The organism is Clostridium sp. CTA-7 (assembly GCF_054768095.1).
Map to the genome: position 1 here is coordinate 1 of NZ_BAAAAV010000008.1, position 16801 is coordinate 16801.

17 protein-coding genes are annotated in these 16801 nt (G+C 27.2%); 13 read left to right on the plus strand and 4 right to left on the minus strand.

Going from position 1 to position 16801, the window contains the following annotated elements; translation table 11 throughout:
- The 3 genes from ACYUEX_RS14255 to ACYUEX_RS14265 all read left to right on the plus strand — a co-directional run.
- On the plus strand, positions 1-656 hold a 656-nt coding region (locus ACYUEX_RS14255), incomplete at its 5' end, for a gluconate 5-dehydrogenase (RefSeq protein ID WP_460288789.1).
- A gap of 95 nt (positions 657-751) precedes the next feature.
- Positions 752-1390 (plus strand): RpiB/LacA/LacB family sugar-phosphate isomerase, encoded by a 639-nt coding sequence (locus tag ACYUEX_RS14260; protein WP_460288790.1) that lies wholly within the window; start codon positions 752-754, stop codon positions 1388-1390.
- Between the two features lie 24 nt (positions 1391-1414).
- Positions 1415-2218, plus strand: a complete 804-nt coding sequence (locus ACYUEX_RS14265) for a carbohydrate-binding protein (protein ID WP_460288791.1) — start codon at positions 1415-1417, stop codon at positions 2216-2218.
- A gap of 170 nt (positions 2219-2388) precedes the next feature.
- Here the strand turns inward: ACYUEX_RS14265 and ACYUEX_RS14270 are convergent, their stop codons facing one another.
- Entirely contained in the window at positions 2389-3075 is a 687-nt protein-coding gene (locus ACYUEX_RS14270; protein WP_460288792.1) for a cadmium resistance transporter, read from the minus strand.
- A 399-nt stretch (positions 3076-3474) separates the two neighbouring features.
- Between ACYUEX_RS14270 and ACYUEX_RS14275 the strand changes: the two genes are divergently transcribed.
- The 4 genes from ACYUEX_RS14275 (at position 3475) to ACYUEX_RS14290 (ending at position 5393) form a co-directional block, all read left to right on the plus strand.
- The gene (locus ACYUEX_RS14275; RefSeq protein WP_460288793.1) at positions 3475-3996 is read left to right on the plus strand and encodes a GNAT family N-acetyltransferase; all 522 of its coding nucleotides are present in this window, start codon (positions 3475-3477) and stop codon (positions 3994-3996) included.
- A 69-nt stretch (positions 3997-4065) separates the two neighbouring features.
- The gene (locus ACYUEX_RS14280) at positions 4066-4548 is read left to right on the plus strand and encodes an NUDIX hydrolase (RefSeq protein WP_460288794.1); all 483 of its coding nucleotides are present in this window, start codon (positions 4066-4068) and stop codon (positions 4546-4548) included.
- A 37-nt stretch (positions 4549-4585) separates the two neighbouring features.
- Positions 4586-5017 carry an NUDIX hydrolase gene (locus ACYUEX_RS14285; RefSeq protein ID WP_460288795.1) on the plus strand — a complete coding sequence of 144 codons (432 nt, stop codon included), beginning with the start codon at positions 4586-4588 and terminating at the stop codon, positions 5015-5017.
- A 148-nt stretch (positions 5018-5165) separates the two neighbouring features.
- A complete protein-coding gene (locus ACYUEX_RS14290; RefSeq protein ID WP_460288796.1) occupies positions 5166-5393 on the plus strand; it encodes a hypothetical protein in 228 nt (75 codons plus the stop codon).
- 206 nt (positions 5394-5599) lie between these two features.
- Here the strand turns inward: ACYUEX_RS14290 and ACYUEX_RS14295 are convergent, their stop codons facing one another.
- Positions 5600-6184, minus strand: a complete 585-nt coding sequence (locus ACYUEX_RS14295) for a GNAT family N-acetyltransferase (protein WP_460288797.1) — start codon at positions 6182-6184, stop codon at positions 5600-5602.
- Positions 6185-6303: 119 nt separating this feature from the next.
- Here ACYUEX_RS14295 and ACYUEX_RS14300 point away from each other — a divergent pair, with 119 nt between their 5' ends.
- The 3 genes from ACYUEX_RS14300 to ACYUEX_RS14310 all read left to right on the plus strand — a co-directional run bounded on the left by ACYUEX_RS14300 (position 6304) and on the right by ACYUEX_RS14310 (position 9130).
- Positions 6304-7125 (plus strand): MerR family transcriptional regulator, encoded by an 822-nt coding sequence (locus tag ACYUEX_RS14300; RefSeq protein WP_460288798.1) that lies wholly within the window; start codon positions 6304-6306, stop codon positions 7123-7125.
- A 200-nt stretch (positions 7126-7325) separates the two neighbouring features.
- The gene (locus tag ACYUEX_RS14305; RefSeq protein ID WP_460288799.1) at positions 7326-8198 is read left to right on the plus strand and encodes a PHP domain-containing protein; all 873 of its coding nucleotides are present in this window, start codon (positions 7326-7328) and stop codon (positions 8196-8198) included.
- A 164-nt stretch (positions 8199-8362) separates the two neighbouring features.
- Positions 8363-9130 (plus strand): class I SAM-dependent methyltransferase, encoded by a 768-nt coding sequence (locus tag ACYUEX_RS14310; RefSeq protein WP_460288800.1) that lies wholly within the window; start codon positions 8363-8365, stop codon positions 9128-9130.
- 52 nt (positions 9131-9182) lie between these two features.
- Here the strand turns inward: ACYUEX_RS14310 and ACYUEX_RS14315 are convergent, their stop codons facing one another.
- Entirely contained in the window at positions 9183-11243 is a 2061-nt protein-coding gene (locus tag ACYUEX_RS14315) for a methyl-accepting chemotaxis protein (RefSeq protein WP_460288801.1), read from the minus strand.
- 661 nt (positions 11244-11904) lie between these two features.
- Here ACYUEX_RS14315 and ACYUEX_RS14320 point away from each other — a divergent pair.
- Together ACYUEX_RS14320 and ACYUEX_RS14325 are read left to right on the plus strand one after the other, a co-directional pair.
- Complete coding sequence (locus tag ACYUEX_RS14320; protein ID WP_460288802.1) at positions 11905-12174, plus strand: hypothetical protein; 270 nt, start codon at positions 11905-11907, stop codon at positions 12172-12174.
- Between the two features lie 256 nt (positions 12175-12430).
- Entirely contained in the window at positions 12431-12838 is a 408-nt protein-coding gene (locus ACYUEX_RS14325; RefSeq protein WP_460288803.1) for a YjdF family protein, read from the plus strand.
- A gap of 247 nt (positions 12839-13085) precedes the next feature.
- On the opposite strand, the gene ACYUEX_RS14330 is transcribed toward ACYUEX_RS14325, so the two are convergent.
- Positions 13086-15272 carry an alpha-galactosidase gene (locus ACYUEX_RS14330; RefSeq protein ID WP_460288804.1) on the minus strand — a complete coding sequence of 729 codons (2187 nt, stop codon included), beginning with the start codon at positions 15270-15272 and terminating at the stop codon, positions 13086-13088.
- 100 nt (positions 15273-15372) lie between these two features.
- Here ACYUEX_RS14330 and ACYUEX_RS14335 point away from each other — a divergent pair, with 100 nt between their 5' ends.
- Positions 15373-16245 carry an AraC family transcriptional regulator gene (locus ACYUEX_RS14335; RefSeq protein WP_460288805.1) on the plus strand — a complete coding sequence of 291 codons (873 nt, stop codon included), beginning with the start codon at positions 15373-15375 and terminating at the stop codon, positions 16243-16245.
- Positions 16246-16801 lie beyond the last annotated feature (556 nt).

The following is a 16801-nucleotide window of genomic DNA, read 5'->3' on the forward strand; positions in this document are numbered from 1 at the left end:
AAGAATTTGTTGACAAAGGAATTGCAGCTTATGCAGAGCATGGAATAAAAGCACATGGATATGTATGTGATGTTACAGATGAACAAAGAGTAAATGAAATGGTTAAGCAAATAGAAGAGGAAGTTGGAGTAATTGATATACTTGTAAATAATGCAGGAATAATAAAAAGAATTCCAATGCTTGAAATGAAAGCAGAAGACTTCCGTAAGGTAATAGATGTAGATTTAAATGCACCATTTATAGTATCTAAGGCAGTAATACCAGGAATGATTAAAAAAGGTCATGGAAAAATAATAAACATCTGCTCCATGATGAGTGAACTTGGTAGAGAAACAGTTGCAGCTTATGCAGCAGCAAAGGGTGGACTTAAGATGTTAACAAAGAATATAGCATCTGAGTATGGTGAATATAACATTCAATGTAATGGTATTGGACCAGGATATATCGCTACACCACAAACTGAGCCACTTAGAACAGACGGACATCCATTTAATGAGTTTATTATAGCTAAAACTCCAGCAGCACGTTGGGGAACACCAGAAGATCTTAGCGGTCCAGCTGTATTCTTAGCTTCTGATGCTTCAGATTTTGTTAATGGACATATTTTATATGTAGATGGTGGTATATTAGCATACATCGGAAAACAACCAAAATAATATTGTAAAATAGCCTCCCCTAGGGTGTTAAAGTTTCATTAAATGGAAAATATTATGCCCGGAGGGATATAATAAATGAAAAAGGAGAGAGAACAATGAAAATTGCTTTAATAAATGAAAATAGCCAAGCGGCAAAAAATTCAATGATATATGCAGCTTTAAAAAAAGTAGTAGAACCAAAAGGTCATGAAGTTTTTAACTATGGGATGTATAGTGCAGAAGACGAAGCACAATTAACATATGTTCAAAATGGTATTTTAACAGCTATATTACTAAACTCTGGAGCAGCAGATTATGTAATTACAGGTTGTGGAACTGGAGAAGGAGCAATGCTTGCTTGCAATTCTTTCCCAGGAGTATTATGCGGACACGTTGTAGATCCATCAGATGCATATATGTTTGCACAAATTAACGATGGAAATGCAATAGCATTACCTTTTGCAAAAGGATTTGGATGGGGAGCAGAATTAAACCTTGAATATATATTTGAGAAATTATTCCAAGGAGAAAGCGGACAAGGATATCCAAGAGATAGAGTTATTCCAGAACAAAGAAATAAGAAAATACTAGATGAAGTTAAGAAAGTTACACATACAGATATGTTAACAATTTTAAAGAACATAGACCAAGAGTTGTTAAAAGGTGCTGTAAGTGGAGCTAAGTTTAAAGAACACTTCTTTGCTAACTGCAAAAATGATGAAATAAAAGAATATATTGAAAATCTTTTAGGTTAATATATTTTAAATTTAGGAGATATTATGGTTAAATTAACATTAAAAATATTAGATAACGAAGGAAATGTTAAAGCTGAAATATCAGAATATGATGAAGTTAGGCTTGTATTTAAAGAAGAATATAAGAATGGAGATAAAATCCAAATAGAAACATCAGAAACCGGGATTTATCTTGTAGCAGAAATTGATGATGCAATGGGAGAGTCATTTGTTTATGTAACAGAAAATAAAATAACTTATGAAATTCCATTTGAAGAAAAAAGAGTAAGCTATTCACCGAAAGTATTCTATGGAGAGAAACATTTATTATCAGTAAGAGTTGCTAGAAAAGATGAAATTGAATGTTATAAAAATTTAGCGCTTAACAAAATGGATCAGCAAGGAATCACTGGTGTATACCCACATGCATCAGCTAATATAGAAACTAGAGGCGAAGCCGTTTTTGCAGCTAGAAATGCGATAAATGGAAATTGCGAGAATCATGATCATGGAAAATGGCCTTATGAATCATGGGGAATAGGAATGCGAGATGATGCTTGTTTTAAGCTAGACTTTGGTAGAACTATAGTAACTGATAAAATTGTTTTATACACAAGATCAGATTTTCCTCACGATAATTGGTGGGTAAAGGTTACTTTTAGATTCTCAGATAACTCAGAATTAACATGTGATTTAGAAAAAAGTGATAAAGCTCATGTTATAACTTTCCCAGAGAAGGAAATAGAATGGTTAACATTTAGCGATTTAATAAAAGCTGATGACCCATCACCTTTCCCAGCATTAAGTCAAATTCAAATTTTTGGTAAAGAATTAATGCCTAATAAATAATTCTAAAATAGATTTATTAGAAAATTACTTAAAAGAGGCTTTTAAATTACCAAAACCTAATTTTTAAGAAATGTCAAAAAATAAGCAAAGGAACATACTATGTATATATAGTATGTTCTTTCTTTTACTATCTAATTGATAATATTGTTAATAAGAAAATTATCAACTATCTAAAAGACTTTTGTATAAATAAAACCAATTGTTTCATTTTCTATTAAGATGAAAATTCCTAACCCTATAAATATTATTGGAACAAAAATATTCTTATATTTCTCAATATTTTTTTGCACAAAAGGGTGTTCTGATAATTTTATACCCAAAAAACACCAGAGTGCTATTAGAAGCATAAACATTATCACTGTTATCACAATATCAACTAAATTCATACTTGTAAAAAGAGGTATATAAATTCCGATATTATCAGCACCATTAGCTAATGTGAAACTGAATACTTTTATAACACTTGGATTAATAAAATTCTTTAAAAATTTCAGTGTAGGTTTTTCTTGTACATCAGTTGCTTCTCCAATTTTCTTATTCTCACCATTTTGAAGCTTTTGCTGAACTATATCTTCATTATTATTGCCTTCCCTTTTATGATCAACATAAGCTTTTATTCCTAAATATATAGGAACTAATCCAAGTAATCCAATATATTCACTTGGAATTATTGATATACCTAAAGCACCTATAATGCTTATTATAGTTAAAAGTCCAATGCCTAAATACTGTCCAATAACAATATGTTGTTTTTTCATACCATTATTTATTTCAGAGAAAAACAGCATAAGTAAAAATATATCATCAATATTTGTACTAGCAAATGAAACAAAGGCAGTTATTATTGTCTTAATCAATAAGGTTTCCTCCCTATTACCTATTTCAATTAATAATAGTTGTTTTACTACATAATATAATACAAATATTAATTAATGTATATTAAAATTATATACTATATATAAAATAAAAGGCTATAAATTTATAATTGTTAATTAAGGTCCGTAATAGATAAATTTATCATAGTGAAGCAGTAAAAATATATAATAATTGGTATTTTTAATTTTATATTATAGATATTTAGGTATAATTAATGTATATAAATAAATGTGATATTCATATTGTAAAAATTAATAATCCAATGGATAAATATGAATGTATGTACATTATGAAAAAAGCATATTAAGGATAAACTTTAAAAGTTATTATATAATACATAAATTAATTATTGTAATACATAGATTTAAGGAGGAGTAAAAATGAATAACTTAAAATTAGTATTTCCATCAGAAGAGTTTAGAGAAGAATGGCAAGATATTATTACAGAAATAGAAAATGTAAAGGAGAGAATAACACCATTTGCACTTAAGGGTGAAGCTACTAATTACAATGAATATCTTAAAAATGCTAAAAATAACTCATTAGGAGTTAATTTGCAAGATGATAGAGTTCCATCAGATATATTTTTTCTTGTCAATAATAAAAGTAAAAGAATCTTAGGAGCTATAGATATTAGATATAGTTTAAATGATTATTTATATAATTATGGAGGCAATATTGGATATGGAATTCGTCCAACAGAAAGAAAAAAGGGATATGCAACAGAAATGTTAAAATTAGCTCTTGATATATGTAGAGAAACGGGAATGGACAAGGTTTTAATTACATGTAAAAGTAGCAATGTGGCTTCAGCAAAAACAATGATAAAAAATGGTGCTGTACTTGAAAATGAAGTATTAGAAAACGATATATTAATACAACGTTATTGGATTAAATTATAAAGTAATTTTTAATAAGAAAATATTTTAAAGCTATATAGTATATTAATAACTTTGTTAGGAGGTAGATTAGTGGATATTACATTTAAAACAGAAGTTGGACGCTTTAACTATAGGGTTGCAGGTATATTAATTCATGATAATAAACTGCTTATAATGAAGGATGATAACTCACCTTATTATTATATTCCTGGTGGTAGAGTGAGAATGCATGAAACTAGTGAAAGCGCCATAATTAGGGAGATTAAAGAAGAGGTAAAAATAGAAACTAAAATAAATAGATTGCTGTGGGTAGTTGAAAATTTATTTGTTGAAGAGCAGAGTGAAGATAGATTTCATGAAATAGGGTTATATTATTTACTTGATATTAAAGATGAAAGTATATTTAAAAAAGGTAATGAATTTATTACTAATGAAAATGGACAGCATGACCTTATGTTTACTTGGGTATCATTAGAAAAAATAAAGGATTTATATATATATCCTTTATTTATAAAAGAAAAAATTATGGATTTACCAAGCTGTGTAGAACATATAATTGAAACAAAAGAATAATATTAGAAAGTAATAACTAGAATAATGGGAGGAAGTTATGATAAAAGTAAATTTTTATGATTTAAATACAATAGATGATAGTAAATTAAAGTTTGCAGTTATTGTTACAAAATATAAAGGGAAATTAGTATATGTAAGACATAAAGATAGACAAACATGGGAAATGCCTGGTGGACATAGAGAAGAAAATGAAAGTATTACTAATGCAGCTTCAAGGGAACTAGTAGAGGAAACTGGTGCAAAAAGTTTTAGTATAACTCCTATTTGTACATATTCTGTTGAAACCAATAAAGACGAATCTTTTGGAAGTTTAAATTATGCAGAAGTATATGAATTTGGTGAGTTACCTAATTATGAAATAGTTGAAATAAAGCTTTTTGATAAAATACCAGAAAATTTAACATATCCTTTAATTCAACCATATTTAGCTAAGAAATTTGAAGAGTTTAAAAATTTACAAAATTTATAAATTAGCCTATGTTAGAGGAAAGTGTTTAATAGAGCCTAAATTTAAAATAAACTATAAAAATATGTTTATGATATAATTGATTTACATATAGTACAATTAATACTTAAATATAAAGATAAGGAAATTTTATAGAAAGGGCAAAGGTCATATGGAAGATTATAAGATAATTCAAATAATACCTAATTCAAGAGATATTTATGCTGAATATAGTAGTGAGGAAGATGGAGATTTTACTTTACCAATAGTATGCTTTGCATTAGTAGAATATTTTGATGGATCACAAAAGGTAATTCCAATGGATATTGATGTTGATGGGACTATAGGAGCACAGGGAAGAAACTTTATAGGAATTACTGATTATAAAATACAAGAGTAATTTAAGTAGATAAGAGGATTTTAATGAAAGAGGTACAAAAAGACCTGATTGGAATTTTTCCAATCAGGCGTAACCAGGTAAAATATCCTAACTTAATTTTATATTTCTGTTTATACATATCTTATCGAATTTAGATATCAAGTGAATTATTACTTAATTTGTCTAAATTAGTAATGAACATTTTGAAAAACAGCAGTATATTAATTCTATAAATATGTCTTCATTCGGTATATTCCTTCATTAATAAATTTGATTTTTTTTGAGCTCATTTTAAGAAATCCTTTTTCTTCATATAGTTTTTTTGCTCTGTAGTTATCCCAGGAAACATCTAGAAAAACTGCTTGATGATTTAATTCTTTAGCATATTCAAAATAGTAATCTATAAGTTTATTTCCAATGGATTTTCCTCTATAACTTTCTTCGACACATATATTTTGAATATATAATTCAATAATTTCTTCTTTTTCTATAACTGGTTTTAAAATTAAGCTCTTAAATAAGAGTTTAAACAGTACGTACCTTGGTAAAATCTGTTTAAGTTCTGCCATTTCTTCTTTTTCATCAATATCCTTAGCATTATATCCAATTAGAATTCCTCTAATTTCTTCATCTATATAGCAGAATATATGCTTGTAAGAAAAAGAATTATTTTCTCTCTCAATTAACTTCATAATAATAGAAATAGCTTCTTCTCTTTCACCAAAAAGCATTTTAAATATCCCTACATCTGTATCATATATTAATCCACAAACCTTTTCTAAATCATCACTTTTTTTTAATTTTCTAATCATGTTAGCACCTCATCTAAATAATTAATATTTTAGTTTTAAATTAGCCTTGTTTATTTGTTTTTTATCCTATGCTATAATTTTAAAGTATAGTGCTACACCATAGTCAAGAGGTGATTTATATGATTTTAAATAATAAAATTCTATTAACTACGGGAGAATTTGCAAAACTATGCAACGTTTCTAAAGATACTTTATTCCATTATGATAAACTAAAAATTTTATCACCTTTGAAAAAGGGAGATAATGGTTATAGATATTATTCAACTGATCAAATAGAAAGTTTTTATGTCATCAGCATATTAAAGGAACTAGATGTTTCTTTAAAAGATATAAAAAATTACATTAACAATAAAACTCCTTATAATTTAATTGATTTATTGAAACTTCAGTTAAATGAAGTTGAAAACAAAATTAAATATTTGAATGGGATTAAAAAAGCTATTACTTATAAAATTGAAAAGATAGAGAAAAGCAGTAGTATTAACAATTCAGATATTTTTATAAAAGAGTTTGATTCTGAATACCTAGTTGTTAATTCTAAAATGCAATTTATTGATACCGCTAAGTTGTCAAAGGAAATTACAAATTTATTTGATTATTGTAAATCCAATGGAATCCAAACATCATACGAAGTTGGTTCTATGACAAGTGTAAGTGAAATAGATAAACAATTGACACAACAATATTTTCAGTTATTTGTAAAAGCTTTTAATAAAAGTGTGAATAGTAAATTAATTAAAAAACAAGCTGGACGATACCTTATTACGTATCATAAAGGAGGATATGAAAGTGCTAGCCACTATTATAAGAAGATATATGATTATGCAATAAAAAACAGTCTTAAATTAATTGATCCTTTTTATGAGATTGCATTTATTGACGAATTGTGTACCGATTCATCAAGTCAATTACTTTTCGAAATTTCTATACGCATAGAATAATGTATCCATCTAAAAATTTTGATTTTTATTCATTTCTTATGGGAATATGAGGAAAGGCATTCTTTTATGTTAGTCATATTTATAGATTATTTAAAAATAGAGAGGAAAATTTTCTATATTTGAAAATTATATATTATTTAAATGATGTAATATATTATTATAAATATACTGATTAATTTATTAAATTTTAGGAGGTAGAAATGAGCAAAATAGATTTGCATATGCATACATGCTTTAGTGATGGAGAGTTTATTCCTGAAGAAGTTATTGATAGGGCAATTAGAAATAATGTTGAAATTATTTCTATAAGTGATCATAATTCTGTTAAGGCAATAGAAAGAGCTTTAAATTATAGCAAGGGAAAAAATATAAAGGTAATACCAGGCATAGAAATAGATTGTACCTTTAATAATATAGATTTACATTTACTTGGATATAATATAGATTACAAAGAAAAAGATTTTTATGAACTTGAAGAAAGTATATTTAATCAAGAAATAGCAGCTTCAAAGGAAAAAATAAAAAAGATAAAAGAATATACAGCATTAAACCTTAGTGAGGATGAGGTACTTAAAAGATCAGAGAATGGAGTAGTTACAGGAGAGTTAATTGCAGAAATCTTTTTAGAAGACGATGAAAATAGAAAATCTCCTATACTAAAGCCATATCAAGATGGTGGAGATAGAAGTGATATGCCTTATGTAAATTTTTATTGGGATTATTTTGCACAAGGAAAGCCTGCTTACATTCCAATGGAATTTATCAGCTTAAAAGAAGCAATTAATTTAATTCATAGAAGTGGTGGTCAAGCAGTAATAGCTCATCCAGGGAATAATTTAAAGGATAACTTAGATTTAATAGATGAATTAATAAAAGAAGGAATAGATGGTATAGAAGTTTATAGTAGTTATCATACAAAAGATCAAGTTGAGTATTTTTATAATAAAGCTATAAATAATAATATGCTAATAACTTGTGGAAGTGATTTTCATGGGAAAATTAAGCCTAATATAGAAATTGGAAAGTTTGATTTTGAACCTAAAAATATTTCAATAGAAGAAATATTAAAGTAGGAGGGTATTAAAAGTGAAAAAAATTCGAAGTAACTACTCAATGCAGTTAGTATAATCTGATAGTAGATTGTATCGAGAAAATTTAATTTACTATCAGTTAACTGCATCGATTTTCATATGAAATTTAAAAATAGAATTTTAATAATATGAAAAGAGGATTAGTTATGAATTATAATAAATTAAAAGAGCAATGGAAGATAGATGAAGAAAAGAGCTTTAAGGGGTGGGATTTTTCTTATTTAGATAATAGATGGGAAGAGGAAAAATTACCTTGGGATTATAAAGAGATATTACAAGGTTATTTAAAGCCTCATTATAATTTATTAGATATGGGGACAGGTGGAGGAGAATTCTTGTTATCATTAAAGCATCCATATAAAAATACATCAATAACAGAATCTTGGAAACCTAATATAGAATTATGTAAGGAAAAATTAAAACCATTAGGAATCACAGTGAAAGAAGTTATTGATGATGATAACTTACCATTTGAAGATAATACCTTTGATATAATTATAAATAAGCATGCATCCTATAGTATGAAAGAAGTAAAAAGAATATTAAAGCCTAATGGAATATTTATTACCCAACAAGTAGGTGGAAGTAATAATGAAATACTTTCAAAAAGGCTTATAAAAGACTTTTTACCTCAATATAAATGCTGGAATTTAGATTATGCCTTAAATGAATTTAATATAAATAAATTTCAAGTATTATATAAAAATGAATATTTTCCATATTTGCATTTTTACGACGTAGGGGCAGTTGTGTATTTTGCGAAAATTATTCAATGGGAGTTCCCAGGATTTACTGTAGATAATGCATTTAATGAGTTATGCAAAATGTATGAAGAGTTAAAAGTTAAGTCTTATATTGAAAGCTATGAGCATAGATTTATTATTATAGGTAAGAATTTTAAAATTATAGACTAAGTAGAGTTTATTAAATTAAAAGAGGAACAAAATTTTTGTTCCTCTTTATAGTTTATATTTTAAATTGTTGTATCATTTCAGTTAATTTTTGTGCAAGTTCAGCTTGACTTTGTGCTGTTTGAGCCACTTGCTCTATAGCTTTTGTAGTTTCGTGCATATTCTCCTTTATGGATTCTGCTTGTTCACTAGACTCTTGTGAAGATTCAGCCATATTTTGAATTGCTTCAGTTACTTGTCCTACTGTAGCAGTAATTTCTTCAGACATAGCAGCTATTTCTTCAGACATATTACTTACAAAATCAGAATCAGAATGATATTTCTTACCTGTTTCTTCAAATTCATCATAATTTTTCATTATGTCTACATCAATAAACTTTAGTATATCACTACCAGTATCTATACTTTTATTAAATACTTGTTTTACTGATTCTATAGTGTTTTGTATTTCTACTACAGCTGAAGAAGATTGTTCAGCAAGTTTTCTTACTTCATCTGCAACTACTGAAAAACCACGTCCTTGTTCTCCTGCTCTTGCAGCTTCAATAGCTGCATTAAGTGCAAGTAAATTTGTTTGATCTGCTATTGATGATATAGTATCTGCCATAACTCTAATAGTATCTATTACTGAACTTTCATCTATAACATTTTTCATATTAGCTTCTTTTTGAATATATAAATCTTTAGCTATTTGCTTTACAACTTTGCTATTGTCTTGTGCCTTGCTTGCTCTTTCTTTAGCTTTACTTGCATTATTACTTCCATCCATAGCCTTTGAAGATAGAACATTTATACTTGAATCTACTTCCTCAATAGATGCACTTATTTCTTCAGTAACGGCACTAGATTCTTGCATACCACTTGCAATAGTATTTACAGCTTCATTAATTGTTATAGTTTTAGCAGACAGTTCTTCAACTGTTGCTGAAAGTTCTTCAGCAGATGCACTTATGTTCTCAGAGTTTTCCATTATTCCTTCTATGATAGAATGAATATTTTTAGTCATTTTATTTAAATGATTACTCATTTCACCAAATTCATCACTACTATTTACTTCTAGCTGTTCTGTTAAATCTCCATTTGCCATCTTCATAGCAAAATTATTAACTTTTTTTATATTCTTTCCTATGTAATTTGTAAATAATACTATACATGCTACTACTATTAAAATTGAAATTAATATTATAAATCCAATTTTATACATAAGTGAATTAACTTGTGAATAAACCTCATTCTCAGGAATACATATAGAAATGATCCAATCAGTATCTGCTATAGTTTTATAGTATACTTTTTCAACTCCATAATCATCCTCAAATGTTCCTTGTCCATTTTTATCAGATAGTATCTTTTCACCTAAAGATGCAAGTGTAGAGTTTTTATCATCCTTTATATTATTCTTCATTACTTTAGATAAATCTTCATCTGCAATATATAATCCATTTTTATCTATTAAAAATGCTCTACCATTAGTACCTACTTTCATATTTTTAATATTATGTTGTAAAGTAGATAAATTTATATCAGCAGTAGTAACTCCAATAAAATTATTATTTGAATCATAAAATGGAGTCGTACACGTTACCATGGAAATTTTTAAAAAATCATCATAATAAGGTGATGACCATTCAACATTTTTATTTGTATTTTTGCCTAATTGATACCAATCGCCTGATGTGTAATTGGTATTATTATATTGATCTGAATAAGTCGCTTTACCTTCATCTTTATAAGCATAAGGGCCAAAAAACTCAATGTCTTTATTGTATTTAAAAGGTTCAAACCAAACTCCTGCTCCAAAGGTTTCATCATTAGTTTCGATTAAACCTTTTAATATGTTTGCAGAATTGTCCTTAGTTAAAGATGAATAGGAAGATTGAACCACTTTAGCTAAGCCTTCAGATATTTTTTTATGTCTTTCTAAACTTTTCTCAATTTCCTGTGACTTTTTGTCTAGCTCACTATTCATATTTATTTCAAGCTCGTTACTTATTATCTTTTTTGAGCTTAAATAACTGGTAAAGCCTAATGTAAGCATTGAAACTATAACTACAGGAAGTAATAGCAATAGCATCTTTGCTTTAATACTTTTAATTTTAATACCTTTAATCCTCATAATATACCCCCATTATTAGTGTTATTTTAGAATATAAATTAAAGTTAATATAATTTTAAATTTAATTTATAAAGAACAAAAAATACCATTTATATTGTATCATTTTTACAATGAATTTACTATAAATTTGGAGAGAATTGTCTAAAAGTTATAATGCTTAATATTTTCTTTAGTAAATAATATTTATACTATTAGTACAATCCTGTTTTTATTTAACCTATAAAAAACACCTATAGACTTAAATACTTTTTTAGTACATAGTCTATAGGTATTAGTTTATTTGTTCCTATTTTTTATTTTATTCTTACACCTTTACAGATTGTTTTACAATTACAATTTGAACAATAAAGAGTTTTTATATTTACTCCAGAGTTAATTCCTAAAATATTTTCTTTTAAGTTAATTTCAAAAGATTCACCACATTTTTCACAAGTCAATATATAATTCTTAGTGATTAAGTTCATAAGAATTAGTATTGAAGCAATAAGTAAAATTATGCTGAAGGAAAGAAGATAAAGATTTATAAATGGACTTACAAATAACAAATTATATTTGTTTTAATTATTTTAAGCTCTATAGCTTTGGAGATCTTAGAGTTAGCAAATAAAATAAATAATATGGAAGTTGATTAGAAATAATTGAATTAAAGATAGGATATATTATGAAAAAATATAATGAAAAGCTAATAGAAGCAAGAAAAACATTATCAAGAGAAACTTTACAGAAATCTAATGCTACAATGCAGAAACTTACAAATCCATCAGAAAAAATAGCGAGGGTAGAAGGAACTATTGGAAAATCACTTGGAGTAGGACTTGTTGCTATTGGTATAGTAGGAGTATTAAAAGGACGAGCATGGGGAATAGGAGGTTGTGTAGCAGGGGTTACAACAGTTATTTCTAATAATATAAGAATGAAAAAGAATAAATAGTTTTTTATAATATTAATTCGATATAGAGATTAATGAAGATTTAGTTTCTAATTTATTAGTTTAGTATAGAGATAAAAATAATAGATAGAGAAATATATTTTCAACAATTTTTATTAGTGATATAATATTGCTGAAATAAATAGCTTTGAGATAAAAACACTATTCGGTTGGTAGTCCGGATGCGAATAAATTCGTCAGTAACCTGCCCTCCTGGGGTTGTCCCTTCTCTAATTAGGCTTTAAACAGGAGGAGAAAAATGATAAAGTTAACAGTATTTTTTGATAATCCTTTTTGGATAGGTGTTTTTGAAAGGATAGAAAATGGTAAAATTCAAGTATGTAGAGTAGTTTTTGGACAGGAACCTAAGGATTATGAAGTTTATGGGTTTATCTTAAAAAATTACTTTAAGCTTAAATTTAGTAAAGATATGATATTAGATGAAAAGTCACAATTAAAGATTAATCCTAAAAGAATGCAAAGAGAAATCAAAAAATCAACTAAAGAAAAGGGACTAGGTACAAAATGTCAACAAGCCCTTAAACTTGATTATGAAAATAAAAAAAGTGAAAAGAAGCTTTTGTCAAAAGAAAAAAGAGAAATTGAAGAAAGAATAAAATTTCAAAAAAGACAACAAAAGAAGAAAGAAAAAAAGAAAGGTCACTAGAAAATGTCGTGGTATTTTCTGGGAAATAACTTCGAGTAATATTTCCTATAAAATAGGTTACCTTTAAATTTAAAGAGAAGAAGAATAAAGTAAAACATTTAAAAAGCAGCCAGTACTTTGAACTATCTAATTGTTAGAGTAAAACAACTAAGGTTTTACTATGAAGTTCATTTATATTAGCTGCTTTTTATTAAATTAAATTTATATTAAAATTGATAGTTTATATTAAACAGTATTTTTATATAACTTAAACTCTTTTAAATCTCCAAAGCATACTTTCAAAGTCTCTTTTTTCCATTGGTATGCTTATACCAACATTCATAAGCTCATCTCCACCAAAAATCTCTTTAGTTTCAAGGTTTTGATATTTAGCATTTTCATCTAGTCCTTTAAATTTTAAAGTTCTAATTTTTGCACCTGGTTCTGAAAGAATTTTAAAATACATTCCAACCATTTCTTTTTTATCTTTAGATACAAAATTCCATGCAGTTTTATTATATTCAAATGGTGAAAGTAGTCTATAAAAATTTCCAAATTGAATTATTGGTCTGATTTCTTTATAAAGTGAAATTTGACTTTTAATTATATTCTTTTGTTCCTCAGTTAGCTTTGTTAAATCTAATTCATATCCGAAGTTACCTGACATTGCAACATGACCTCTAGTTTCAATAGGGGTAACTCTTCCAACTTGATGGTTAGGTGAAGCTGAAAGGTGAGAACCCATAGTTATTGGAGGATAAACTAAGCTAGTTCCATATTGAATTTTAAGTCTGCAAATAGCATCTGTATTATCACTAGTCCAAGTCTGAGGCATGTAATGAAGAATACCTGCATCAAACCTTCCACCGCCACCTGAGCAGCTTTCAAAAAGAATATTTGGGAAAGCTGAAGTTATTTTTTCCATAATATAATAAAGTCCTAGCATATATCTGTGAGAAACTTCACCTTGCATATCATAAGGAAGAGAAGGTGACCATATATCAGTTATATTTCTATTCATATCCCATTTAACATAAGTGATATTTGCATTAGATAAAATTTTGCTAACTGTTTTAATTAAATAATCGCAAATTTCTTTTCTAGATAAATCTAAAACTAATTGATTTCTACTAATTGTAGGTGTTCTATTAGGAACATGAATATACCAGTCTGGATGGCTTTTATATAAATCACTATATTCAGAAATCATTTCAGGTTCAAACCATAAACCAAATTCCATTCCTAAGTCATTTACATACTTAGCTAAAGAGTTAAGTCCATTTGGAAGTTTTTCTTTATCTACAATCCAATCACCAAGAGATGTAAGATCAGAATTTCTTCCTTTAAACCAGCCATCATCTAAAACAAATAATTCTATTCCAAGTTCTTTGCCAATTGAAGCAATATTTTTAATTTTTTCTTCGTTAAAGTCAAAGTAAGTAGCTTCCCAGTTATTTATAAGAATAGGTCTTTCTTTATCTTTAAATTTTCCTCTGCAAAGTCTTGTTGTATAGAACTCATGGTAAGTCTTAGACATTTCTAAAAGTCCATTAGAAGAATAAGTCATAACTACTTCTGGTGTTTGAAATTCATCATTTTCTTTTAATAACCAGTTAAAGTTAAAAGGATTTATTCCCATTCCAACTCTTGTGTTGTAATAAGGATCAAGCATAACTTCAGCAGTAAAGTTTCCACTATAAACAAAGTTAAATGAGAATACTTCACCTCTATCTTCATTAGTGTCTTTTCTGACAAGAGCTAAAAATGGGGCTTGCTGAGCACTACTTGAACCTCTTAAGCTTTCAACCTTTTGTGTACCTGATACAATTTTTCTTCTTGCAATATTTTTTTCATTAGCGTGAGAGCCATAAAGAGTAATAAGCTCAAACTCATCATCACGGAAATCTATGCTTGCACTTAATGCTTTTAAAAGTTTTAAATTTTCTTTGCCTTTATTTATAAACTTTACAGATCTTGTTATAACATTAAAATCATTAAATACTGAGTAAATTAATACTACATTTAGGTTAGTTAACTCATCAAGAAGAGTTATTTCTAAAGTTTCACATTCATCTTTATTTAATGGATAAGTACTTGGTAGTCCATTAAGGCTTGGCTTTCCTTTATAAATTTTATGTGATTTGTAACGTAAATCCATTACAGTAGAGCCATTTTCTAATTGTACTTGAAAAGCAGGAGTTCTAAAATCACCATTACCATAGGATGGATATTCCTGAGGAATAGTATCTAAGGAAAATGTTCTATCAAAAGGAGTTGGATTTGGTGAAAAGCCTCTATCTACAAAAACTATAGGATTGCTTATATTATATTCTTTAACCTTAGCACCCCAATATAAATTCACTAAATATCCATCATTAATTACTCCAAGGACATAACTTGTATTCTTACCTTGAAGGTGGAAAATTTTTTTGCTATCGCTATAAAATATTGCCATTACACATAACCTCTTTTCATAAAAAATTATCTATGATTTAATAATATATAGAGAGTAGTGGTATAAACAAGAGTAAAAAAGGCTATGGGAGGGTAAAATATTGCTTAGAGAAATAGTTCCAAAATCAATAGGATTTAAATTTATATCTAATGTTCCACTAATTATGGTTAGAGGAATAGGTTGGGAAAAGATAACTGACCATAATTATATATGGGATGGGAGAAAGCGAAGTGGAGATTATTGTTTACTTCAATACACTATTTCAGGAAGAGGGGAAATTGAAATAAAGGATAAAACCTATTCTTTAGAAAAGGGAGATTGTTTTTTAGTTAATGTACCAGGAGAGCATTGTTATTGTCTTCCTAAAAGCTCAAATTATTTAGAAATTCTTTATATAGAGTTTTCAAAAGAAGCAATGGCATTTTTTCATAATATAAATTATATTAAGGGAAATGTAATACATATAGAAGAAGACTCAAAATTCTTAAAACAAATGTGGAAGGTTTACGAAGCAGCTTTATTTGATGAAATAGATAGTGTATATAAATGTTCTAATTATGCTTACGGATTAATTATGGAGTTATTAGATTATTATAACCATAGTCAGAAGAAGTTAAGTTTAAATCCAAAAGTAAGTAAAAGTAAGGAATATATTGATAATAACTATGATAAATTAATTGGACTTGAAGAAATATGCGAAAAAGTAGGAGTATCAAAATATTATTTATGTAGAGAGTTTTCGAAAGAGGTTGGGTTAACTCCAGGAAATTATTTATTAAAGGTAAGGATACAAGCAGCAGCTAAGCTTTTATTATTTGCCAAGGATATGACCGTAGAAGAAATTTCGCAAAATGTAGGATTTTCCTGTGGGAATTATTTTAGTAAAGTTTTTAAGAAGAGCCTTGGAGTGTCGCCTACAGAATTTAGAACTAATGATAATCTATACGATATAAATAAAATTATTTTTAAATGATGTTGATCTACAGTTAAAAATTCAGACGTAATTATGGTTCTAGAGCAAGGTAGAATTATAGAACGTGGAAGCCATGATGATTTAATTGAGAAAAAGGGAAAATACTATCAACTTTATACAGGAGCTTTTGAGCTACAATAGACATGAAAATCTCAAGTATTATATGTACTTGAGATTTTTTTATAATAAAAAGTTAAAGTAATTTATCTATAACTATTATCGAAGAAAATTCCTGAAATAGGTAAATGAAATAAGGAAAAATTAATAATTTGTTATAAATATGAATATATTACTAAATATAAACTATATTTAAATTTAATAAAAAACAAAGGTGTACCTTTTAAAAAGAATGGAGGGAATAATGTGAAATAAAGATTTGTAATGAATTAAAATATAAAAATAACTATACGTAAGATAAGTTGATTAGGTAGTTTTATCCTGATCATTTATACTATGATGCACTAAAGTTTCTATTATACTGTATGACTATTTAAACTTTTAAATGAAAAAATTAGTATATATTTCTTATTAATCTATTAAGAAATAGTTATAAAAT

Bases quoted from the DNA above. Each gene is read 5' to 3' on its own strand.
- ACYUEX_RS14260 (WP_460288790.1), top strand. From the start codon at position 752: ATGAAAATTGCTTTAATAAATGAAAATAGCCAAGCGGCAAAAAATTCA.
- ACYUEX_RS14265 (WP_460288791.1), top strand. From the start codon at position 1,415: ATGGTTAAATTAACATTAAAAATATTAGATAACGAAGGAAATGTTAAA.
- ACYUEX_RS14275 (WP_460288793.1), top strand. From the start codon at position 3,475: ATGAATAACTTAAAATTAGTATTTCCATCAGAAGAGTTTAGAGAAGAA.
- ACYUEX_RS14285 (WP_460288795.1), top strand. From the start codon at position 4,586: ATGATAAAAGTAAATTTTTATGATTTAAATACAATAGATGATAGTAAA.
- ACYUEX_RS14290 (WP_460288796.1), top strand. From the start codon at position 5,166: ATGGAAGATTATAAGATAATTCAAATAATACCTAATTCAAGAGATATT.
- ACYUEX_RS14295 (WP_460288797.1), bottom strand. From the start codon at position 6,184: ATGATTAGAAAATTAAAAAAAAGTGATGATTTAGAAAAGGTTTGTGGA.
- ACYUEX_RS14300 (WP_460288798.1), top strand. From the start codon at position 6,304: ATGATTTTAAATAATAAAATTCTATTAACTACGGGAGAATTTGCAAAA.
- ACYUEX_RS14305 (WP_460288799.1), top strand. From the start codon at position 7,326: ATGAGCAAAATAGATTTGCATATGCATACATGCTTTAGTGATGGAGAG.
- ACYUEX_RS14310 (WP_460288800.1), top strand. From the start codon at position 8,363: ATGAATTATAATAAATTAAAAGAGCAATGGAAGATAGATGAAGAAAAG.
- ACYUEX_RS14315 (WP_460288801.1), bottom strand. From the start codon at position 11,243: ATGAGGATTAAAGGTATTAAAATTAAAAGTATTAAAGCAAAGATGCTA.
- ACYUEX_RS14320 (WP_460288802.1), top strand. From the start codon at position 11,905: ATGAAAAAATATAATGAAAAGCTAATAGAAGCAAGAAAAACATTATCA.
- ACYUEX_RS14325 (WP_460288803.1), top strand. From the start codon at position 12,431: ATGATAAAGTTAACAGTATTTTTTGATAATCCTTTTTGGATAGGTGTT.
- ACYUEX_RS14330 (WP_460288804.1), bottom strand. From the start codon at position 15,272: ATGGCAATATTTTATAGCGATAGCAAAAAAATTTTCCACCTTCAAGGT.